This is a genomic window from Pseudomonas paraeruginosa, assembly GCF_003025345.2.
Lineage (GTDB): Bacteria > Pseudomonadota > Gammaproteobacteria > Pseudomonadales > Pseudomonadaceae > Pseudomonas > Pseudomonas paraeruginosa.
Map to the genome: position 1 here is coordinate 3,647,782 of NZ_CP020560.1, position 21,532 is coordinate 3,669,313.

Here is a 21,532-nt window from a genome sequence, read left to right on the forward strand (position 1 = left end):
CACCCCGGCACACGATGTTCCCGCTGTGGCTGCTTCCTTCCGGACCTGAGCATGTTACGTGCGAGCATGCTCGGGAGTCATTGAGACCTTGTGATGCAAGGGTTTCAGGCTGACAAGGTAGCAAGCTATCTACCCGTGCGGTCACTCTGCATGGGCGCTCAGAAAATGAGGTGTGACCAGAATTGTTCCACTCAATTGGTCCACTTTATTGGTCCACTCTGGGATTTCCCATGGCCTACATCGTCCGCCGCCAATCCGTTTACTACCTCAACCTTCGACTGCCGAAGCACCTGTTCCCCAGCCGGTACACGCTTCGGATGTCCCTGCGAGTACGTGAGCGTCAGGCAGCCCTCTTTCTTGCCTGCTCTTTAGTTCAGAAAGTGAATACCCACCTGAGCAAGCACCCGTTAACAGCCCCTGAGAGACTACGTGCGTTGTGTGAGCAGTGGCGCGTAACGACACCCCAGCAATCTATTACGGCTGCATCAAAGACGGTTCCAGTGGCCACAGCGAAGCCGAAAGGTGAAGCCCCCACATTAGCCATGCTCTCCAAGCTCTATATAGAAGAAGGGAAGCGTGGTGGTACATGGCGACAGAGCAGCGCCGATGAGATTGAACGTGCCCTAGCGGATATGTTCGAGCTGATAGGAGATATGCCTGCGTTAGCTTTTGATGCTCAGCAGGCTCGCCTGCTAAAAGAACGGATCAGCCGCTGCCCCCAGTACTTCGGTTTACGGCCAGAGTTCAAGGGGAAGACTCTGAGGGAAGTGGTCGACTCGGGTACCACCTATAAGACAATCACTGCCGTCACGGTGAACAACCGTCTGCGAAAGCTCACAGCCTTCATGAACTGGTGCAAAGCAAATAGCTACGTCACTGACAATCCCTTGGCTGGGATGAAGGTAATGACCGGCTCTGCTAAGGAAGCGCGGCTGTCCTTTGATCGTCATGATCTAGTCGCCCTGCTCGACCATGAGTCTTTACGGAAAGAAGCACGCAAACAGCCATGGCGCTACTGGCTACCACTCCTCGGACGAGTTACTGGGGCAAGACTGGAAGAACTGTGCCAACTGCGTGTCGATGACCTCACTGAGCAACAGGGCATCCCGTGCATTCGCATTGATGATAGCCGTGAAGACCAGAGCCTAAAAAATGCCAACAGCCGTCGTGTTATTCCCCTACATCCCTCCCTGATCGAACAGGGCTTGTTGCAGTACGCTGAGTCAGTCAGGGCAAATGGGACTGACCGCCTGTTCCCCGAACTGGAAGCTGTGCGGGGGAAGCTGGGCCATGCTCCCTCAAAGTGGTTCAGTCGCTACAAGACGAAGCTCGGAATCACTGATCCACGCAAAACCTTCCACAGCTTCCGCCACACCTTCATTGATGACCTGCGTGATGCTGGCGTGCAGGACTCACTGATCAAGCGAATGGTGGGTCATGAAGATAGCTCCGTGACCTTTGGCATCTACGGCAGCAGGACGCCAATCAAAGCGATGGTCGAGGCCATGAAGCACATCAAATAACCTACCGAAAACCTCGGTAAAACCTTGCCTTCAGTGGGACTGATTCCAGCCGCCTTTCAAGCCAAACCCAATGTTTACGAGCTGGCTGGCAATTTGCACTAAGCAAAAGGCGTTTCTCTCCCTGAGATTGGTTTCTGGAAAAATTCAACCTGTCAAGTATTAATTGACAGGTGACCTGCCAAAGTGTATTATTCGCTCCCTACCCAGTAGGTAGACAGACAGCCGAGAAGCCTCCACTGCGACCACCGACATGGTGCCTTGCTAGGGGGCTTTTTAACGCCTGCGATTTACCAACCCCACACCGGCACAACCCGAGAGGAATGCCTATGCAATGAACTGAAAAAGGAGATTTTTAATGAGTCAAGCTGTCCCTTACACCACCATCCCCACCAGCAGCACCAACCTGCTCGCCATTAACGGCATTGTCGTAGACAAGCTCACCGGTGAGATTCATGGTCTCGATGATAGGCCATCGATTCTTTCCGGCCCACTAGATTATCAATCGAGCCTTAGAGATTGCCGTAGCGTAGACGATTTCGAGAATTACTTGAGATTTGTTGATCGACGAAAACTTCCGCCCCATAGCCTGCACTCGCTAAATGACGAAGTGGACTACGCCCATGGTGTTTGGCGGCGAGGCGAGACTGACTGCCGCATCACTAAGCCCCAGCAACGACTATTGACGCAGCTACAAGGACTCGTTCAGTACCACAACGTCATCTTCATGACGCAAGTCGATCTAGCACAGGCGCTCAACACTGTAAAATCGAACCTGATGAAGAAGCTGAAAGTTCTCGAAGATGCAAAAATGCTTCGTATCACCACATGTAATAACGGAAACATTCGCCGTGGTGAGATAAAACTCGCCATCAATCCACGACTAGTGTTCAGGGGGGCAGATAAGATACGCGAACGGTATATTGAGAACTGGTATCGCCCGACGGGCACCCTACATTTTACAGTAGAAAAACGTCAACACGCGAATATGGCTGCGTAGCTTTTCCAAAAAAGTTACGCAAGAAACCACCTGCAGGCCACTGGAGTCAAGGGGGATGCAAACTTCCTTATATTATAAGGAATCAACTACCTGCTACCGCAAACGTTAGACACACCAGAGCGACAGCTCTGATTTGGGTTACACACATGCGGCAGCATAAGTGAGCTGCCTCTTCAAGGCTATCACCCAAACCGATCTAGCCCTATCCTCCAGATAGAATTCAATACAATCCCTTCACCTATAATTCCATTGAGATGCTACCAACCAAGCGGTGCTTGTACGGGATATCACAGTCAACTGTCGCCAACCCCAATGCACCAACAACCAAGATCAAAGGCAAGAACTGGACTGGCGTTAGTTTTGGTCGGTGCTCTACTCGCACCGATAGGTCCGTTCCGTAATGGTTCTTCATTACAGTGCAGCCAGCTAAAAGCATATCGCTTTTAGTGCCCCAGCGGAGCTGAAGCTGATCAAGGCATCTGCTTTGACGCTCCGCTAGAGGTGCGCAACCTCTACCGCAGGTAGAAGTACAGGAACACCACAACCAAAGCCCCGAAAATCACTCTCCCCTGAAGCACGTCAGTGTTCAGCTTGTCCATCTTCATCTTTTGGTGTGTGGCAGCATCACTCAAGCCCTGAGACTTATAGTGCATGATCTGGTCGATCTCCCTATCAATCTTCTTGTTCTGGCTATCGTTGCTACATAGCGTGATCACCCATACGACCAACCATAGGCCTCCGGTCAAAACGGTCAGGATCAAGTGCAGGATGTGATTTGTCTTCTTTTTACGGCTGGTCAGCAGAAACAGCTTTTCGTTCACGGTCATCTCCATCTTTTGCTGGGTCGAACAGAGCCAAGGTGAATTTATCCCAAATTCAGATATCTGAAAACCAGATATAGGTTGAGCAGCTACCCTCACGTAGCTACCGACCATGCCCAAGACGATCTATCGACCAGAACACATGGCCCTTCTGGACCTGCTCAAGAAGCACAGGAAAGCCTCAGGACTAACACAAGTGGAGTGCTCAAAAGCGCTAAACCGCCCTCAGTCGTTCATTAGTGACGTCGAGAACGGGACACGCCGGCTGGACATCGTGCAGCTTCGAGACTTATGCCTAGTGCTTGGGATCAGCCTTCCAGAGCTGGCACAGGAGCTTGAGAACGCAATCACGACAGCGCGGCAGTGAGATCGAGGTAGCTCATCATGTCCGACACCAGATGGGGCAGAGCTACCGCTCATTAAACGGACGATTCTGACACCAGCTATCCTCCCTCTTGAAAGAGGTGTCAAAAAATAGCCTTTACATTTCTGAAACCAAAAACAATAATGACACCACCTTAATGAGACCAAGTGAGTACCACTGATGAGTCGCACATTCTTGTATGCCAGAGTCAGCACCAGTGATCAGACCACCGACAATCAAGTGCTTGAGGTGAAGGCAGCAGGATTCGATGTGCTTCCCCAGCGAGTAGTTACTGAAACGGTGTCTGGCTCCATTGCAGCAAGTGAGCGACAAGGCTTCCAGAAGCTTCTGGAGCGGATGGAAGATGGGGATGTGCTGCTAGTGACAAAACTGGATCGTCTGGGCCGTAATGCGATGGATGTGCGCTCTACAGTGGAACTGCTGGCCAGTCGTGGCATCCGCGTTCACTGTCTCGCCTTAGGCGGCGTAGACCTCACCAGCGCGGCAGGCAAGATGACTATGCAAGTGCTGTCCGCAGTAGCTGAGTTTGAGCGTGATCTGCTGATCGAACGCACCCAATCTGGACTCCAACGTGCAAAGGCTCAAGGCAAAGCTCTTGGTCGTCCTGCCGCTGCTTCTACTGACGAAGTGCAGTCACTCAAGACACAAGGACTCAGCCAGTCTCAAGCTGCCGCAAAGCTCGGCATCAGCCTTGCCACTGTCAAACGTCGCTGGAACCCATGACTATTGTGATTGCAAGAACCTGACCGAGGGTATGCAGACTTATTTTCGACTTATTTAGCTTCAGCTCGACCGGGATCGTACATGGCTAAGAGCCTCGCATGTAGATCACACCAAATCGCACCCAGTCTCCGGTAAACAAAAGGGCGACATTACTGGCGCCCTTCCTTCGGGTTAGAAGTCGAATGTTAGTTGAGTCCCCGGCGGACTACGCCAGTGCTGCCGTACGCTTTCCCACCGCTCATATCGCCAGCGAGCGTATTGGTTTACGTGGACAGTCCTGAGCCACATCGGGGTGCTACGACGTTGACGCCTGGGGCGTCGGGTACCGCGTGCTGCCATGGAACTCTCTCCATGTTGAACAACTTTGACGGACACGACGCACGAGACTCACTGCCGACAAACTGACGCCAACAGTCGGACTCCCACAACCAGAGGTTGTAATTACCCCAAGGGTATTCCTATACTCCATTTGCTAAAGCCTCCCGCATGTCGTGAGGTTTCGTCGTTTTCGGGGTTAGGAAGCCGCCAAGCACTCTTCCCCAAAGACGACTTTGCACCAGCCTCAGCCTCGAAAGGGGCTGGGGCTTTCTATTTCCCCACGAATGGGGACAACAGAATTCTACCTTGCCGAATCGCCACTGCAAGCCATTTCACTGTAACCCTGTACAGTGCATATCATAGTCACTCATGTTAACAGCAATCGTTAGTCAGAGTGCAGCCAGTACCAGCGAGAAACTTCAGCAACCGACGAACACCATGTGCGAGTAACCAACCAAGTCATCTAAACCCAATAGAACAAAGGGCGCCCAAGTGGGCGCCCTTTATGCATATACTCTAAAAGATAGACTATCCAATAGGCCATTAGCATCAACGAGGCGTCGGCACAACCCCACTGAAAGGAACCAGACAGCACTACGGGGTGAATACAAGCCCTCAGCAGCTAGTGGAGAAAGTCCTGAAGGAGTTTAGCGAAATTGTCTGAATTCAGTTCATGAAGCTTGATGGACCGTCCTCCATTTGTAGTCGAACGAATTTTCCACCGATCAAAACCGTCCTCGACAAATCGAACAAGCCCAACCTCTTTACTAACCCCCTTTACAATCACCGCACCTTGGCAACCAAGCACGTACCGACCGACGGAGTCGACGCTCAGCCGCTTACCATTGATCGTCACAACGAGTATTGGCGCGTCGTAGCTACCGGCCAGATCATCACTGGGGCGCTCCGACTTCTGAACAGTAGTAATCGCTACACTAGCGACGCCAGAGCTGACAAGCGGCTGAAGCCACTCCTCCATATCCCTATACAGCCTCTTAAGCGACTCAACCCATTGTTGGTATTGATTCTCAGCATCCTCCTTGACCTGTTCTTGCTGAAGTTTCTTTTGTGACAGCATGGCTGCTAGTTTTTCCATCTCAGACATCGCATCTCCATCGCGCTTGGCGTATTAGACAACAACTCTACATGGCGGCCCGAAGATCGTATTTCAAGCACTCCATCTGAAAATGGACGCCGGGCGAGACGGAAGCCACCGTCCTAAGACTACTTCAGCAGGAAGAACAGAACCACGGTCACAACAATCACCGACACAAAAAAATATCTGGTCACTGCGCTCCTTCCCACGGCGGGACAGGTTAGATCAGTCCAAGGAGCTTCGCTTCAGAAAGCGCAGGATCTCGTCGGACGTCAGGCCGTGATCCTTTGGGATGTATTGCCAACAATGTGTAGGTACAGCCTTGTTGCCTTGATTCTTAGTCATTGCGTTCAAAGCTAGTCGCATCTCTCCAGCAAGCTTCTCGCCGTCCGGGAGGAGCGGTAATCGTTTAGCTAGATCCGCCTGAGCTGACATTCCTGCCTGCATGCCGAGGTAGCCCGTCGTACGGTTATAAAAATGATTCATGCAAAAGAGGGCGATACTAGCTCTCTCGTATATGGGATCGCGCTCCTCGGTGTAGCTAGTGGCGGCTGCAATGGGGGAACTAATGAAGGCTAAGATAGCAAGAAGCCGTGCCATGACGACACTCATCCTTTTGTCAGCCATGTGACGATGACAGAGACAATTGCAATCGCTGTAGCAAAAAGGGATAGGTAGATGGCTCCTTGAGCTTTACTGTTCTCCTCCTCTAATCCCGCGAGCACTGATGCGAGCATAGGAAAATTGATACAGCGATTGGACTCTCCCGCTATCGGTGCGTAGAAGGCGACTTTGCTGCCATCGTCTCGCGTGTAGCCGTACCTCTCTTGCATGTAGTAGTAGAGCCTCCCGAAGACGATATCAGCATCGACATTCAACTCATCGGCTATCAGATTGCAATCAATTGGCACGAAAATCTTGGTCTTTCGCCCATTATCAACATCACCTTCCTTTGAGAAATTCTTGAATTCTTCGTAGTAGAGCTTGTATATAAGTCTGAGGATCATCAAATCGGTAGGTATTTTCATCTCGATCTCAATTGACAATCACGTACAGTTTTTAAAGCAGGCTTTTAGCTCTCACCTCGGATCAGCAGTTGAGCTGACCACAACTTCACTCCGTTCCAGCCCCTTAGGCGGCGCAGACGAAGCAATCTCAGCTGATCGAGCACCACACCTCAAGACTGAAGTAACCGACAAGCAAAAGCCCAGCCCCTACTCCCAACACTACGGTTGGAACGAAAAACCACAACCAAACCTTATGCATCTTGACGTTATAGAGGGACATTGCCGCCTGATACATATCCATCGGTTTTTTCCCTCTAGCCACCGTTGTTATTATCCGGTTGGTGCGTTTAACGTACAGGCTTCCCCACACCATCTTGATAATTTCCCAAGAGACGAAAAGGAGAAGAGATAGCAATGCCAGCAGACCGCACAAAGCATACAGCCATTGAGGCAGACGCCCAACCAAGGTTGACCATAGTCCAAAGAGCCCCGCATACCCTGCCACCATAATTAGGTTCGTGTAGTTTGAGGCCTGAGTCATCAGCTTTTCGTTGAGCTGCATTAGTGTCCCAATATCCCTATCTCTCTCACAGGCCTCTTGAAACTTTCTAATCTCCGCAATCTCTTCGGCCATGCCATTCACTGCCTCGACCACGTCTCGCTCCCAACTCATTCCACCCTCCTGACTGGTTTCGCCGGTCGTGTGTTACAACACGCAAGCCCCTCGCATGTACACATATACAGTAGACAGCAGAATGCCACTCAGCAACAGCTAAGAACAATGGGATTGAGCCGGAGAATTGGAGAAAAGCCAGAGACGAGCTAACATGCCGCCTACGGTGCACCACTTAGGTGTACCTAAACGCTGTCACACTTCAAGATTTTCGAGCGAGGAAGCCCTTTAGAATCAAGGGCTTAGAAATGGAGGCGGCCCCGCCAGCCACACCCCGGCACACGATGTTCCCGCTGTGGCTGCTTCCTTCCGGACCTGACCAGGTTGACGGGTAATCGTTGCGGGGGGACCGACAGGGCCACCATTGCAGCCTACCCTGGGGTAGGCCGCGCCATTCTACCGGCTTGCGCGTAAGTTACAACCACTTCAAGCACTTACGTTTGCAATCGGCTTCGCAGAAGCCGCTCAATGCTGCTGGATCAGGCCCTCCGGCGGCGGCTGGGTGGATACGCTCAGTTCGCTGTCGACGTACAGGTCCAGGGTGCCCCAACCCGGCTTGGTGCTGAACGAGGCATACTTCTCCTCGCCCCGGTGGAAGGAAAAGGCGATGCGATAATCGCTGCCGCCGAACAATTTCACCGGGAATTCGCGCACCTGGCCGGGGCGGATCTCCCCGGAGAAGGTCTCCACGCCCTTCTCCCTGTAGCTGTAGGCGATCGGCGCGGGCGCCTGGCCGCTGTAATGCAGCAGGATGCGCGGCCGCTCGCTCCAGCCGACATAGGCGCCGAACAGCACCACCAGCGCCAAGACCCCCAGCAACCGCTGCTTTCTTGCCTTGTCCATCGTTCACTCCAGTCTTCGGAAATCGTTCGTAGCGACGGCACCGCCGGCTCAGTGGGCGACGCCGTATTCGTCCAAGAGTTTCAGCAGGCCGTCCTCGTCGAGGACCTTCAGCCCCAGTTCGTTGGCCTTGGCCAGCTTCGAGCCGGCGCCGGGCCCGGCGACCACGCAGTGGGTCCTGGCCGAGACCGAGCCGGCGACCTTGGCGCCGAGCCCTTCCAGCTTCTCCTTGGCCACGTCGCGACTCATCGCCTCCAGGGTGCCGGTCAGCACCCAGGTCTGCCCGGCCAGAGGCAGGCCTTCGACCGCCTTGCGCTCGCTTTGCCAATGCATGCCGAACTCACGCAACTGCGCCTCGATGGCCAGGGCACGCTGCACGTTGGCTGGCTCGTCGAAGAAATCGCGCAGGCTTTTCGCCGCTCGCTCGGGCAGACGCTCCACCTGGCGTAGATCGAGCCAGTCGGCGCGGATGATGCCGTCGAGCGAACCGAAGCGGCTGGCCAGCTTTTCCGCGCCGGTGGCGGCGATGAAGGGAATGTTCAGCTTGTCGATGAAACCGGCCAGCGAGGCACAGGCGGCGAACTCCGCGGCGACCTCGCCCTCTTCCTGCAACTGCACGCCATGTTCGGCATCGCGCAACTGGGCGATCACCTGGCGGTTGTGCTCGTCGGCGAAGAAGTTGTGGATCTCGTATGCCACCTCGGCGCCGACGTCCGGCAGGTAGGTCAGCACTTCCGGCAGCGCCTTGCCGATCCGCTCCAGCGAACCCAGCGAGCGCGCCAGCAGCTTGGCGGTCTCCTCGCCGACGTCGGGAATCCCGAGGGCGAAGATGAAGCGCGCCAGCGAAGGCGTGCGGCTGTCGGCGATGGCCGCCAGCAGGTTGTTGGTGGACAGCTCGGCGAACCCTTCCAGCTCGAACACCTGGTCATAGGTCAGGGTATAGAGATCCGCCGGCGAGGCGACCAGCCCGCGATCCACCAGTTGCTCGACGATCTTGTCGCCAAGGCCGTCGATGTCCATTGCCCGGCGCGAGACGAAATGGATGATCGCCTGCTTCAGTTGCGCCTGGCAGGACAGCCGGCCGACACAACGGTAGATCGCGCCCTCGCTGAGCGACTCCCTGCCCTTGCTGCGCCTGACCAGTTGGGTCCGCTCCACGGCCGAGCCGCAGACCGGGCAGTGCTCGGGCACCTCGATCGGCTGCGCATCCGCCGGGCGGCGCTCGAGCACCACCTGCATGACCTGCGGAATCACGTCGCCGGCGCGGCGGATCACCACCGTGTCGCCGATGCGCAGACCCAGGCGGGCAACCTCGTCCATATTGTGCAGGGTCGCGTTGGACACCGTGACGCCGGCCACCTGCACCGGCTTGAGACGCGCCACTGGAGTCACCGCGCCGGTACGGCCGACCTGGAACTCCACGCCGAGCAGCTCGGTCAGTTCCTCGCGGGCGGGAAACTTGTGGGCGATCGCCCAGCGTGGCTCGCGGGCGCGGAAACCCAGCTCACGCTGGAAGGCGATGCGATTGACCTTGAACACCACCCCGTCGATCTCGTAGGCCAGCGCATCGCGCCGGCGGCCGATATCGTCGTAGTAATCGCGGCAGGCCTGGGCGCCCTTCACCAGGCGCAGCTCGCGGCTGATCGGAATGCCCCAGCCGCGGAACGCCTCCAGGATGCCCACCTGGGTATCCGGCAGCGTTCCGCTGACCCGGCCGAAACCGTAGGCACAGAACTCCAGCGGGCGGCTGGCGGTGATCTTCGAGTCCAGCTGGCGCAGGCTGCCGGCTGCCGCGTTGCGCGGGTTGGCGAAGGTCTTGCCGCCGCTTTCCACGGCCTTGGCATTGAGCGCCTCGAAACCGGCCCTGGACATGAACACCTCGCCGCGCACTTCGAGGATGTCCGGCCAGCCTTCGCCGTGCAACTTCAGCGGTACGTTGCGAATGGTGCGCACGTTGCTGGTGATGTCCTCGCCGGTGCTGCCATCGCCGCGGGTGGCGCCGCGCACCAGTTGACCGTTCTCGTAGAGCAGGCTGACGGCCAGGCCGTCCAGCTTCGGCTCGCAGCTGTATTCCACCTCCGCCCCACCACCGAGCAGGTCGCCGCCCGGCAGCAGATCGGCCAGGCCCTCGCGCACCCGACGGTCGAAGTCCAGCAGGTCCTGCTCCTCGAAGGCATTGCCGAGGCTGAGCATGGGGATTTCATGGCGCACTTCGCCGAAAGCCGAGGCCGGGGTGCCGCTGACCCGCTGGGTCGGCGAATCGGGCGTCAGCAGTTGCGGGTGCTCCGCCTCCAGCGCCTGCAGTTCGCGGAACAGGCGGTCGTACTCGGCGTCCGGAATGCTCGGCTCGTCGAGCACGTAGTAACGGTAGTTGTGGGTGTCCAGCTCGGTTCGCAGTTGCGCGATACGTTCGGCGGCGGCCTGGGTGTCGGTCATGGTGTGGGAGTCCGTGAAACGAAAAGAGCAGCCTCGGCTGCTCTATAGAGTAGTTCGCCCCCTCTCCCGCAAGAAGGAGAGGGGTATGGCCGGCTCAGCGCTTCTGCATCAGGCTGCGACGCTCATGGTCGATGATGCGCTGGCGGTAGTGCTCGATAGTCTGGGCGGTCAGCACGCTGCGCTGCTCGTCCTTCAGTTCGCCGTTCAGCTCGTGAGCCAGCTTGCGCGCGGCGGCGACCATCACGTCGAAGGCCTGCTTCGGATGGCGCGGCCCCGGCAGGCCGAGGAAGAAGCTCACGGCACGGGTGCTGAAGTTGTCGATGTCGTCCAGGTCGAAGGTACCCGGCTTCACTGCGTTGGCCATGGAGAACAGGATCTCGCCATTGCCGGCCATGCTTTCGTGGCGGTGGAAGATGTCCATGTCGCCGAAGCGCAGGCCGCTCTCGAGGATGTTCTGCAGCAGTGCCGGTCCCTTGAAGCCGCTCTCGTCGCGGGCGATGACGTTGATGATCAGCACCTCGTCGACCGGCGCCGGCTCGGCGGCGGCCACGCTCGGGGCCTTTTCCCGCTCTTTCTCCTTGCGCCCCTTCGACTTGCCCTTGCGCGGTTCCAGCGGCTCGGCGGCATCGCTCGGATCGGCCTCCAGGGCCATGCCCTCGTCGAGATCCAGGTCGCCCTGGCGCGGCTCGTCCTGGCGCTTGCCGCCCTTGCGTTCCTTGCCTTCCCGCGCGCTGACGCTGGGCAGGTCCTGTTCGTCGAAGGACGGCTCGCGATGTTCGACCACCCGCGCCGGGCCGAGCAATTCAGCCGAATCGCCGTCGTCGTCCGGCAGGTTGGCGAAACTGCGGTCGAGCTTGAACTTCAACTTGCCCTTGCCGCCCCGCATCCGCCGCCAACCGTCGAAGAGAATGCCGGCGATCACGATAAGCCCGATAACGATAAGCCATTCGCGCAGACCGATATCCATGTAATTCCGTAGCCCCTAGTGAAAATGGTGAATAAAAAAAATGAAAAAAGGACATCCTATCCCTTGAAACGTGGAGCCAACCTTGTTCTGACAGTCCTTTCCCACGCGATACAAAAAAGTGGCCATTAAACTAACATGCCCATGCCCAAGTTTACACTGCCTGATCCTCAGGCTTCAGCCAATGCGACGGCCTCTTCCACATCAACTGCAACAAGCCGTGAACAGCCCGGCTCATGCATGGTCACGCCCATCAACTGATCGGCCATCTCCATGGCGATCTTGTTGTGGGTGATATAGATGAACTGCACTTTCTCCGACATCTCCTTCACCAATCGCGCATAACGTCCGACGTTGGCGTCATCCAATGGCGCATCGACTTCGTCGAGCATGCAGAACGGCGCCGGATTCAACTGGAAGATGGCGAATACCAGCGCCAGTGCGGTCAATGCCTTTTCCCCGCCGGACAACAAGTGGATGGTGCTGTTCTTCTTGCCCGGCGGACGAGCCATGATCGCCACCCCGGTATCGAGTAGATCTTCGCCGGTAAGTTCCAGATAGGCCGTGCCGCCGCCGAAGACCTTCGGGAACAATGCCTGAAGGCCACCATTGATCTGGTCGAAGGTTTCCTTGAAACGATTGCGGGTTTCCCGGTCGATCTTGCGGATGACGTTCTCCAGGGTTTCCAGCGCCTCGGCCAGGTCGTCGTTCTGCGAGTCCAGGTAGCGCTTGCGCTCGGACTGCTGCTGGTACTCCTCGATCGCCGCCAGGTTGATCGGACCGAGCCGCTGGATACGCGCCGCGAGACTTTCCAGACGCTCCTCCCATTCGCGCTCGCTGGCATCCAGCGGCAGGTTGGCCAGCACCGTGTGCAATTCGTAGCCGTCCTCGGCGAGCTGCTCCTGCAGGGCCTTGCGCCGAACCACCAGCCCCTGCCATTCCAGGCGCTGCTGCTCCAGCTGCCCGCGCAGCAGCTGCGACTGCTGCTCGGCCTGGCTGCGGCGCTTCTCCACATCGCGCAAGTCGCGGTCTGCGTCTTCCAGGGCCAGCCGCGCCTGCTTCAGCTCGTCCTCGACGGCCATCCGTCGCTCCAGCAACTCCTCGAGCTTCATGCGCAGCTCTTCCAGCGGCGCGGCGCCCTCCTCCAGGTTGAGGTTGAGCTGCTCGCAACGCTCGTTGAGGCGAGCCGACTGCTGGTCGAGGCGCTCCAGGGCCTGCTGGGTGGAATTGTGCTGCGCCTTGAGCGAGCCGACCCGCACCGCCAGTTGATGCGCATGGTCCTTGTGGGTACGGGCATCCTGGCGAATCCGGTCGAGCCGTTCGCGCAGGGCGTCACGCTCGGCCAGCAGGGTTTCCCGCCGCTCGGTGTCCAGCGCCATGCTATCCAGTGCTTCCTGCAGGGTCAGGCGCGCCTCGCTCAGTTGTTCCTGTTCCAGCGCGCGCTGCTCGGCCAGTTCCGCCACTTCTTCGTCGAGACGGCGGCGACGCAGCACCAGTTGCTCGACCTTGGCCTGCTGCGCGGACAACTGCGCCTTCAGCTCGCCGTGCCGGCGACCCTCCTCCTGGACCTGCCGGCGCACCTGCTCGCGCGCGCCTTCCAGCTCGCGCTGCTCGTCGCGGGCCGCGGCCAGGCGCTCCTCGCCTTCGGCGACGCGGGTTTCCAGGGTCTCGCGCTGCTCCTGCAACGCCTCCAGTTCCTGGGCGCGGGCGAGCATGCCGCCCTGGGCCTCGTCGCTGCGCCGGACCCGCAGGAAGTGCCGGCCGACCCAATAGCCATCGCGACTGATCAGGCTCTCGCCGTCGTCCAGGGCGCCGCGCTGGGCGAGCGCCTGCTCCAGGGTCTCCACCGGTGTCACCCGGGCCAGCCAGGGACTCAGGTCGGCGTCGGCACGAACCTTGTCCAGCAGCGAACCGGACGCCTTCGTGGCTCCGCGAGCGGGGCTGAGCAGGCGCAGTTCGCCCTTGCCGAAGCCGCCCAGGTCGAGCCCGTCGAAGCCGTCCAGCAAGACCGCCTGCAGATCCGCGCCGAGCACGGTCTCCACCGCCAGCTCCCAGCCCGGCTCGACGCGCAGGCCTTCGGCGAGGCGCGGACGTTGTTCCAGGCCCTGTTCGCGCAACCACTCCAACGCGCCCTGGCCGGGATCGAGAGCCGCCTGCTGCAAGGCCTCCAGCGAAGCGATACGCCCGTTCAGGCGCTGCAACTCGCCCTGCGCCAGGTTCTGTTCGGCCGCCAGTTGCTGCAATTCCCGGCGCAATTGTTCGAGCCGCTCGGCCTGGCCCTGTTCCTGCAATTGCAGTTCTTCCAGGGCCAGCTCGGCGATCGCCACCTGTTCGTTGAGTTCGAGGATCGCCGCGTCCTCGGGATCGGCCGCCAACTGGCCACGCTCGTCCTGCAGGCGTCGCTCGCGGTCCTGCAGGCGCTCCAGACTCTGTTCCAGATGCTGGATGCGCGACTGCTGCACCTCGGCCTGGCGGCGGGGCTCGGCGCTCTGCTGGTTGAAGGCGTCCCACTGCTGCTGCCAGGCCTGCATGTCCTGCTCGGCCTGTTCCAGGGCGATGCCCGCCTCTTCCGCGGCGGCCGCGCTGAGCTCCTGCTCCGGCGCGAGCATGGCCATTTCCTCTGCCAGGGTCGCCAGCAGGGTGCGGTCGTGCCCGAGGTGCGACTCGGTTTCCTGGCGGGTCCGTTCGGCTTCGCGCAGGTCGTCCTGCAACTGACGCTGGCGCTGCTGGCCATGCTGGATACTCTGCTCGACCCGGGCGATGTCGCCGCCGACCGAATAGAAACGCGCCTGCACCTGGTTGAAGCGTTCGGACAACTCGTGATGGCCGTCGCGCAGCCGTTCGATGCCGGCATCGGCGCCACGCTGCTCGGCCACCAGGGCCTCGAAGGCGATCTCCTGGTCGCCGATCACCCGCTCGCGCTGACCGACCTGCTCGTTCAGGTCGCGCCAGCGCACAGCGCCCAGCTGGGCCTTGAGCTGGCGCTCCTCGGCCTTGTGTTCCTGGTATTTTTCCGCCGACTGGGCCTGGCGGTGCAGGCGCTCCAGTTGCCGCCCCAGCTCTTCGCGCAGGTCGGTGAGGCGTGCCAGGTTTTCCTGGGTCCGACGGATGCGGCTTTCGGTTTCGCGGCGGCGCTCCTTGTATTTGGAAATGCCTGCGGCTTCCTCGATGAAGTTGCGCAGGTCTTCCGGACGCGCCTCGATCAGCTTGGAGATCATGCCCTGTTCGATGATCGAGTAGCTGCGCGGCCCCAGGCCGGTGCCGAGGAAGATGTCGGTGATATCGCGCCGCCGGCACTTGGTGCCGTTGAGGAAATAGGTGTTCTGCCCGTCCCGCGAGACCCGTCGGCGAATGGATATCTCGGCGTACCGGGCGTATTCGCCGACCAGCGTGGTCTCGGCGTTGTCGAAGATCAGCTCGATGCTCGCCTGGCTCACCGGTTTGCGGGTGTTCGAGCCATTGAAGATGACGTCGGTCATCGACTCGCCGCGCAGGTTCTTCGCTGAACTCTCACCCATCACCCAGCGCACCGCGTCGATGATGTTCGACTTGCCGCAGCCGTTCGGTCCGACCACTGCCGCCATGTTGCTGGGGAAGTTCACCGTGGTCGGATCGACGAAGGACTTGAACCCCGCCAGCTTGATGCTCTTCAGGCGCATGCGTGCGCTCCCGCCAGGATCGCCATCAGCGTTCGGCGAGCGCTGCCAGCACCAGCTGGCAGTTGTGGCGGCCGTATTCCAGCAGGACCTCGCGGATCCTCGCCTCGTCGCGGGCGATCACCGCTTGCAGGAGCTGGGCGAAACTGCCGAGGAACTGGTTCATTTCCGCCTTGCGCCGCTCCAGCGCCAGGTGATACGCGCGGCTCACCGCTGGCAGGAGGTTTTCCACGGTCTCTTGCAGGTACGGATTGTTGGCGAAGGGGAAGGCCGCGCGCATGATGTCGAAGCTGGCCTCGACGAAACCGTCGATATCGCTCTGCGCCAGGTTGCCCAGCAGACGCTGCTGGATGCCCAGGAACGGCGCCAGCTCGGCTTCGCTGCGCCAGCGCCGGGCGACGCTTTCCGCCAGCATGATGTAGAGCTGCACGATCAGCGCGTAGAGGCTTTCGACATGCTGCGGGGACAATTCGGACACCTGTGCGCCGCGCCGCGGCAGGATGTTCACCAGGTGCCGCCGCTCGAGGATCAGCAACGCCTCGCGGACCGAGCCACGGCTGACGTTGAGGGTCTGGGTGACCTTCTGCTCCTGGATACGTTCCCGTTCCTTGAGTTCTCCCCGGATGATGCGTTCCGCGAGGTGGTGGGCGATCTGCTCTGCCAGGCTGTCCGGGGCCTTGAACGTCATGGTGATCCTTTTATCCAGGGGCACGTTTTCCGGGGGTATGTGGATGGGAAGTGTAACACAGGGCGTTACCCCGCCGGCTTCCCGGCGAAACGGCGGACAGAACGAAGGTTGGGATGGGGCAGCCCGGCCAAGGGGGGACAATTGTCAGACAATCTAACAAGACAAATACGAGGACTCCCCATGTTTGCCTCGCTTTCCTCTGCCTGGATGCTGCGTCTGAAAAAGTACGGCTACTGGATCTGGCTGATCGCGGTGTTCGGCATCCCGCTCAGCTACTGGTGGTCGCTCGGTAGCGCCTACCCCAACGCCTGGCCCTGGCTGGTGATCAGCGTGGTGTTCGGGCTGATCCCGATCCTCGATGCCATCGTCGGCCGCGACCCAGCCAACCCCGAGGAAGCCAGCGAAGTGCCGGAGATGGAAGCGCAGGGCTACTACCGCGTGCTGTCCCTGGCCACCGTGCCGCTGTTGCTGGGCATGCTCGTCTGGTCCGGCTGGATCCTCGCCCACGAGACCCGCTGGGACTGGGTCGGGCAACTGGGCTGGATCCTCTCGGTGGGGACCGTGATGGGCGCCATCGGCATCACCGTGTCCCACGAACTGGTCCACAAGGACCCGCAACTGGAACAGAACGCCGGCGGCCTGCTGCTGGCGGCGGTGTGCTACGCCGGCTTCAAGGTCGAACACGTGCGCGGCCACCATGTACACGTCTCGACCCCGGAAGACGCCTCGTCCTCGCGCTACGGCCAGAGCCTCTACTCGTTCCTCCCGCACGCCTACAAGCACAACTTCCTCAACGCCTGGCGCCTGGAGGCCGAGCGCCTGAAGCGCAAGGGCCTGCCGGCCCTGCACTGGCGCAACGAGCTGATCTGGTGGTACGCCATCAGCGCCCTCTTCCTGCTCGGCTTCAGCCTGGCCTTCGGCTGGCTGGGAGCGCTCTTCTTCCTCGGCCAGTCGGTGATGGCCTTCACCCTGCTGGAGATCGTCAACTACGTCGAGCACTACGGCCTGCATCGGCGACGCCTGGACAACGGCCGCTACGAGCGCACCACGCCGGAACATTCGTGGAACAGCAATTTCCTCCTGACCAACCTGTTCCTTTTCCACCTGCAACGGCATTCCGACCACCACGCCTACGCCAAGCGCCGTTACCAGGTGCTGCGCCACTACGACAGCAGCCCGCAACTGCCCAACGGCTACGCCGGGATGATCGTCCTCGCCCTGTTCCCGCCGCTCTGGCGCGCGGTGATGGATCCGAAGGTGCGTGCCTATTATGCCGGCGAGGAATACCAGCTCACCGACAGCCAGCGCGCCTGAGCGTCCCGCCCTGGGAAACGGCACCTTCGGGTGCCGTTTTCGTTTATGGGGAAAGTGACTGACCTACAGGTCAAAAAATTATTTGACTCAAAAGTCAGTTTTTTCTAGATTCGCCTCCATGCTCCTACCGTGGAGCCCTGTGCGGAAACCGCCCCACTCCGGCCGGTTCTCCTGCAAGGCCTAGAATTCAATAACAAGAACCCGCCTGGAGGCACGCCTTGATCAGGTTCCTGCTCAACCGGGAGATCCGCGTCGAAGAACGCCTGGACCCCAACCTCACCGTCCTCGACTACCTGCGCCGACACCTCGGCAAGACCGGCACCAAGGAAGGCTGCGCCTCCGGCGACTGCGGCGCCTGCACCGTGGTGGTCGGCGAACGGGTCACCGGCGAGGACGGTGCCGAACGCATCCGCTATCGCAGCCTGAACGCCTGCCTGACCTTCGTTTCCGCCCTTCACGGCAAACAATTGATCACCGTCGAGGACCTCAGGCAGCAGCACCGCCTGCACGACGTGCAGCAGGCGATGGTCGACTGCCATGGCTCGCAGTGCGGGTTCTGCACGCCGGGCTTCGTCATGTCGCTGTTCGCCCTGCAGAAGAACAGCGCCGGCGCCGATCCGGCCAAGGCCCACGAGGCGCTCGCCGGCAACCTCTGCCGCTGCACCGGCTACCGGCCTATCCTCGAGGCCGCCGAGCAGGCCTGCCGCCACAGGCGCGCGGACCAGTTCGACGCCGGCGAAGCCGCCATCCTCGAACAGTTGCGCAGCATCGCCCCGCGCGAGACCGCCGAGCTGAACAGCGGCGACAAGCGTTGCCTGCTGCCACTGACCGTCGCCGACCTCGCCGATCTCTACGGCGCCAACCCGCAGGCGCGCCTGCTGGCCGGCGGCACCGACCTGGCGCTGGAGGTCACCCAGTTCCATCGTGAACTGCCGGTGATGATCTACGTCGGCCACATCGAGGAAATGAAACGCATCGAAGTCGGCGCGAACTGCCTGGAGATCGGCGCCGCCACCGCGCTGACCGACTGCTGCCAGGCGCTGGCCGCCGACTACCCGGACTTCGGCGAGTTGCTGCAACGCTTCGCGTCCTTGCAGATCCGCAACCAGGGCACCCTCGGCGGCAACATCGGCAACGCCTCGCCGATCGGCGATGCCCCGCCGCTGCTGATCGCCCTCGGCGCGAAGATCGTCCTGCGCCGCGGCGAACGGCGCCGCGAGCTGCCGCTGGAGGACTACTTCCTCGACTACAAGGTCACCGCCCGCGAAGAAGGCGAGTTCATCGAGAAGATCCTCGTCCCGCGCGCCCGGCCCGGCCAGGCGTTCAAGGCGTACAAGGTCTCCAAGCGCATCGACGACGATATTTCCGCGGTCTGCGCCGCCATCAGCCTCGACCAGGAAGACGGCCGGATCGCCCGCGCCAGGGTCGCCTTCGGCGGCATGGCGGCGATCCCCAAGCGCGCCGCCGCCTGCGAAGCGGCGTTGCAAGGCGCGCGCCTGGAAGCCGCCAGCTTCGAACGCGCCGCCGCCGCCCTGGCGAACGACTTCACCCCGCTCAGCGACTTCCGCGCGAGCAAGGAATATCGCCTGCTGACCGCGCAGAACCTGCTGCGCAAATGCTTCCTGGAGCTGCACGCTCCCGCCGTCGAAACCCGGGTGACCGCCTATGTCTAACCATCGCAAGCCGCACAAGAGCCAGGAAGAGCTGGCCGCCCTGTTCCGCGCCGAGCTGACCACCGGGGTCGGCCGCAGCGTCAAGCACGAAAGCGCACCCAAGCACGTCAGCGGCGAGGCGCTCTATATCGACGATCGCCTGGAGTTTCCCAACCAGTTGCACGTCTATGCGCGCCTGAGCGAGCGCGCCCACGCCCGCATCACCCGCCTCGACGTGACGCCCTGCTACCAGTTCCCCGGCGTCGCCATCGCCCTCACCGCCGCCGACGTTCCCGGCCAGTTGGACATCGGCCCGGTGGTGGCCGGCGACCCGCTGCTCGCCGACGGCAAGGTGGAATATGTCGGACAGATGGTCCTGGCGGTCGCCGCCGACAGCCTGGAGACCGCGCGCAAGGCGGCCATGGCGGCGATCGTCGAGTACGAAGACCTGGAGCCGGTGCTCGACGTGGTCGAGGCCCTGCGCAAGCGCCATTTCGTCCTCGACAGCCACCAGCACCGCATCGGCGACTCCGCCGCCGCGCTGGCCGGCGCCCCGCATCGCCTGCAAGGCACGCTGCACATCGGCGGCCAGGAGCATTTCTACCTGGAGACGCAGATTTCCTCGGTCATGCCCACCGAAGACGGCGGCATGCTCGTCTATTGCTCGACGCAGAACCCCACCGAAGTGCAGAAGCTGGTGGCCGAGGTTCTCGGGGTTTCCTTCAACCGCATCGTCATCGACATGCGCCGCATGGGCGGCGGCTTCGGCGGCAAGGAAACCCAGGCCGCGGCGCCGGCCTGCCTGTGCGCGGTGGTCGCCTATCACACCGGGCGTCCGGCGAAGATGCGCCTGCCGCGCATGGAAGACATGCAGATCACCGGCAAGCGCCACCCGTTCTACGTCGAATACGACGTCGGCTTCGACGACGATGGCCGCCTGCACGGCATCCAGATCGACCTGGCCGGCAACTGCGGCTATTCGCCGGACCTCTCCGGCTCGATCGTCGACCGCGCCATGTTCCATTCGGACAACGCCTACTTCCTCGGCAACGCCACCATCAACGGCCACCGCTGCAAGACCAATACCGCCTCGAACACCGCCTACCGCGGCTTCGGCGGGCCCCAGGGAATGGTCGCCATCGAGGAGATCATGGACGCCGTGGCCCGCAGCCTGGGCAAGGACCCGCTGGAGGTGCGCAAGCTCAACTACTACGGCAAGGACGAGCGCAACGTCACCCATTACCACCAGACCGTCGAGCACAACCTGCTGGCGGAGATGACCGCCGAGCTGGAAGCGAGCAGCGAGTACGCCCGCCGCCGCGAGGAAATCCGTGCGTTCAATGCCGCCAGCCCGGTCCTGAAGAAAGGCCTGGCGCTGACCCCGGTGAAGTTCGGCATTTCGTTCACCGCGACCTTCCTCAACCAGGCAGGCGCGCTGATCCACATCTATACCGACGGCAGCATCCACCTGAACCATGGCGGCACCGAGATGGGCCAGGGCCTCAACACCAAGGTCGCCCAGGTGGTCGCCGAAGTGTTCCAGGTCGACATCGACCGCATCCAGATCACCGCCACCAATACCGACAAGGTGCCCAATACCTCGCCCACCGCCGCCTCCTCGGGCACCGACCTGAACGGCAAGGCCGCGCAGAACGCCGCCGAAACCATCAAGCGGCGCCTGGTGGAGTTCGCCGCGCGACACTGGAAGGTCAGCGAGGAGGACATCGAGTTCCGCAACAACCAGGTACGCATCCGCGAGCTGATCCTGCCATTCGAGGACCTGGTCCAGCAGGCCTACTTCGGTCAGGTCTCGCTGTCCAGCACCGGTTTCTACCGCACGCCGAAGATCTTCTACGACCGCGAGCAGGCCCGTGGCCGGCCCTTCTATTATTTCGCCTACGGCGCCGCCTGCTCGGAGGTGATAGTCGACACCCTCACCGGCGAGTACCGCATGCTGCGCACCGACATCCTGCATGACGTCGGTGACTCGCTGAACCCGGCCATCGACATCGGCCAGGTGGAAGGCGGCTTCGTCCAGGGCATGGGCTGGCTGACCATGGAGGAGCTGGTCTGGAACGCCAACGGCAAGCTGATGACCAGCGGCCCGGCCAGCTACAAGATTCCCGCCGTCGCCGACATGCCGCTGGACCTGCGGGTGAAACTGGTGGAGAACCGCAAGAATCCGGAGCAGACCGTGTTCCATTCCAAGGCCGTCGGCGAGCCGCCGTTCATGCTCGGCATCTCGGTCTGGTGCGCGATCAAGGACGCCGTGGCCAGCCTCGCCGACTACCGTGCGCAACCCGCCATCGACGCGCCGGCGACGCCCGAGCGGGTGCTCTGGGGCGTGGAACAGATGCGCCGGCTGAAGACCGTACAGGCGCAAGCGGCGGACGCCGCCGTGGAACCGGCCTGAACCACCGCGATCGGGAGGATGACGAG

General features: G+C 60.7%; 17 protein-coding genes and 1 other RNA gene. 7 read left to right on the forward strand and 11 right to left on the reverse strand.

Annotated features, from left to right (window positions below):
* Positions 1-230 precede the first annotated feature (230 nt).
* Together B7D75_RS17235 and B7D75_RS17240 are read left to right on the forward strand one after the other, a co-directional pair.
* Complete coding sequence (locus B7D75_RS17235) at positions 231-1,523, forward strand: site-specific integrase (RefSeq protein WP_107114255.1); 1,293 nt, start codon at positions 231-233, stop codon at positions 1,521-1,523.
* 355 nt (positions 1,524-1,878) lie between these two features.
* On the forward strand, positions 1,879-2,520 hold the full coding sequence (locus tag B7D75_RS17240) for a helix-turn-helix domain-containing protein (protein WP_079752046.1): 642 nt from the start codon (positions 1,879-1,881) through the stop codon (positions 2,518-2,520).
* Positions 2,521-3,032: 512 nt separating this feature from the next.
* Here the strand turns inward: B7D75_RS17240 and B7D75_RS17245 are convergent.
* Positions 3,033-3,341 (reverse strand): hypothetical protein, encoded by a 309-nt coding sequence (locus tag B7D75_RS17245; protein WP_025297349.1) that lies wholly within the window; start codon positions 3,339-3,341, stop codon positions 3,033-3,035.
* Positions 3,342-3,453: 112 nt separating this feature from the next.
* Here B7D75_RS17245 and B7D75_RS17250 point away from each other — a divergent pair, with 112 nt between their 5' ends.
* On the forward strand, positions 3,454-3,708 hold the full coding sequence (locus tag B7D75_RS17250) for a helix-turn-helix domain-containing protein (RefSeq protein WP_025297348.1): 255 nt from the start codon (positions 3,454-3,456) through the stop codon (positions 3,706-3,708).
* Between the two features lie 177 nt (positions 3,709-3,885).
* Complete coding sequence (locus tag B7D75_RS17255; protein WP_071534671.1) at positions 3,886-4,449, forward strand: recombinase family protein; 564 nt, start codon at positions 3,886-3,888, stop codon at positions 4,447-4,449.
* A gap of 940 nt (positions 4,450-5,389) precedes the next feature.
* Here B7D75_RS17255 and B7D75_RS17260 read toward each other — a convergent pair.
* The 10 genes from B7D75_RS17260 to B7D75_RS17305 all read right to left on the reverse strand — a co-directional run bounded on the left by B7D75_RS17260 (position 5,390) and on the right by B7D75_RS17305 (position 16,127).
* Complete coding sequence (locus B7D75_RS17260) at positions 5,390-5,872, reverse strand: BAR domain-containing protein (RefSeq protein ID WP_025297347.1); 483 nt, start codon at positions 5,870-5,872, stop codon at positions 5,390-5,392.
* 216 nt (positions 5,873-6,088) lie between these two features.
* Complete coding sequence (locus B7D75_RS17265) at positions 6,089-6,463, reverse strand: hypothetical protein (protein ID WP_107114256.1); 375 nt, start codon at positions 6,461-6,463, stop codon at positions 6,089-6,091.
* Between the two features lie 8 nt (positions 6,464-6,471).
* On the reverse strand, positions 6,472-6,891 hold the full coding sequence (locus B7D75_RS17270) for a hypothetical protein (protein ID WP_025297345.1): 420 nt from the start codon (positions 6,889-6,891) through the stop codon (positions 6,472-6,474).
* 127 nt (positions 6,892-7,018) lie between these two features.
* Positions 7,019-7,543, reverse strand: coding sequence for a hypothetical protein (locus B7D75_RS29595; RefSeq protein ID WP_025297344.1), 525 nt, complete (start codon positions 7,541-7,543; stop codon positions 7,019-7,021).
* 258 nt (positions 7,544-7,801) lie between these two features.
* Positions 7,802-7,898: signal recognition particle sRNA small type (ffs, locus tag B7D75_RS17280), an RNA gene on the reverse strand.
* A 110-nt stretch (positions 7,899-8,008) separates the two neighbouring features.
* Positions 8,009-8,386 (reverse strand): hypothetical protein, encoded by a 378-nt coding sequence (locus B7D75_RS17285; protein ID WP_003150443.1) that lies wholly within the window; start codon positions 8,384-8,386, stop codon positions 8,009-8,011.
* Between the two features lie 48 nt (positions 8,387-8,434).
* Positions 8,435-10,819, reverse strand: coding sequence for an NAD-dependent DNA ligase LigA (gene ligA, locus B7D75_RS17290; RefSeq protein WP_034082343.1), 2,385 nt, complete (start codon positions 10,817-10,819; stop codon positions 8,435-8,437).
* Between the two features lie 94 nt (positions 10,820-10,913).
* Positions 10,914-11,786 carry a cell division protein ZipA gene (zipA, locus tag B7D75_RS17295; protein ID WP_003150445.1) on the reverse strand — a complete coding sequence of 291 codons (873 nt, stop codon included), beginning with the start codon at positions 11,784-11,786 and terminating at the stop codon, positions 10,914-10,916.
* A gap of 167 nt (positions 11,787-11,953) precedes the next feature.
* Positions 11,954-15,442 (reverse strand): chromosome segregation protein SMC, encoded by a 3,489-nt coding sequence (gene smc, locus B7D75_RS17300; RefSeq protein ID WP_058136084.1) that lies wholly within the window; start codon positions 15,440-15,442, stop codon positions 11,954-11,956.
* 25 nt (positions 15,443-15,467) lie between these two features.
* Positions 15,468-16,127 (reverse strand): GntR family transcriptional regulator, encoded by a 660-nt coding sequence (locus B7D75_RS17305; protein WP_003150446.1) that lies wholly within the window; start codon positions 16,125-16,127, stop codon positions 15,468-15,470.
* 180 nt (positions 16,128-16,307) lie between these two features.
* On the opposite strand from B7D75_RS17305, the gene alkB2 reads away from it, so the two are divergent.
* The 3 genes from alkB2 (at position 16,308) to xdhB (ending at position 21,506) form a co-directional block, all read left to right on the forward strand.
* On the forward strand, positions 16,308-17,441 hold the full coding sequence (alkB2, locus tag B7D75_RS17310) for an alkane 1-monooxygenase AlkB2 (protein ID WP_107114257.1): 1,134 nt from the start codon (positions 16,308-16,310) through the stop codon (positions 17,439-17,441).
* A gap of 218 nt (positions 17,442-17,659) precedes the next feature.
* Entirely contained in the window at positions 17,660-19,114 is a 1,455-nt protein-coding gene (gene xdhA, locus B7D75_RS17315; protein WP_043100590.1) for a xanthine dehydrogenase small subunit, read from the forward strand.
* Positions 19,107-21,506 carry a xanthine dehydrogenase molybdopterin binding subunit gene (gene xdhB, locus B7D75_RS17320; RefSeq protein WP_003150448.1) on the forward strand — a complete coding sequence of 800 codons (2,400 nt, stop codon included), beginning with the start codon at positions 19,107-19,109 and terminating at the stop codon, positions 21,504-21,506. Before xdhA ends, xdhB begins: the two co-directional genes overlap by 8 nt.
* Positions 21,507-21,532 lie beyond the last annotated feature (26 nt).

Excerpts from the sequence above, each read along its gene's own strand:
- B7D75_RS17235 (WP_107114255.1), top strand. The coding sequence starts at position 231 with ATGGCCTACATCGTCCGCCGCCAATCCGTTTACTACCTCAACCTTCGA.
- B7D75_RS17240 (WP_079752046.1), top strand. The coding sequence starts at position 1,879 with ATGAGTCAAGCTGTCCCTTACACCACCATCCCCACCAGCAGCACCAAC.
- B7D75_RS17250 (WP_025297348.1), top strand. The coding sequence starts at position 3,454 with ATGCCCAAGACGATCTATCGACCAGAACACATGGCCCTTCTGGACCTG.
- B7D75_RS17255 (WP_071534671.1), top strand. The coding sequence starts at position 3,886 with ATGAGTCGCACATTCTTGTATGCCAGAGTCAGCACCAGTGATCAGACC.
- B7D75_RS17260 (WP_025297347.1), bottom strand. The coding sequence starts at position 5,872 with ATGTCTGAGATGGAAAAACTAGCAGCCATGCTGTCACAAAAGAAACTT.
- B7D75_RS17265 (WP_107114256.1), bottom strand. The coding sequence starts at position 6,463 with ATGGCACGGCTTCTTGCTATCTTAGCCTTCATTAGTTCCCCCATTGCA.
- B7D75_RS17270 (WP_025297345.1), bottom strand. The coding sequence starts at position 6,891 with ATGAAAATACCTACCGATTTGATGATCCTCAGACTTATATACAAGCTC.
- B7D75_RS29595 (WP_025297344.1), bottom strand. The coding sequence starts at position 7,543 with ATGAGTTGGGAGCGAGACGTGGTCGAGGCAGTGAATGGCATGGCCGAA.
- B7D75_RS17285 (WP_003150443.1), bottom strand. The coding sequence starts at position 8,386 with ATGGACAAGGCAAGAAAGCAGCGGTTGCTGGGGGTCTTGGCGCTGGTG.
- ligA (WP_034082343.1), bottom strand. The coding sequence starts at position 10,819 with ATGACCGACACCCAGGCCGCCGCCGAACGTATCGCGCAACTGCGAACC.
- zipA (WP_003150445.1), bottom strand. The coding sequence starts at position 11,786 with ATGGATATCGGTCTGCGCGAATGGCTTATCGTTATCGGGCTTATCGTG.
- smc (WP_058136084.1), bottom strand. The coding sequence starts at position 15,442 with ATGCGCCTGAAGAGCATCAAGCTGGCGGGGTTCAAGTCCTTCGTCGAT.
- B7D75_RS17305 (WP_003150446.1), bottom strand. The coding sequence starts at position 16,127 with ATGACGTTCAAGGCCCCGGACAGCCTGGCAGAGCAGATCGCCCACCAC.
- alkB2 (WP_107114257.1), top strand. The coding sequence starts at position 16,308 with ATGTTTGCCTCGCTTTCCTCTGCCTGGATGCTGCGTCTGAAAAAGTAC.
- xdhB (WP_003150448.1), top strand. The coding sequence starts at position 19,107 with ATGTCTAACCATCGCAAGCCGCACAAGAGCCAGGAAGAGCTGGCCGCC.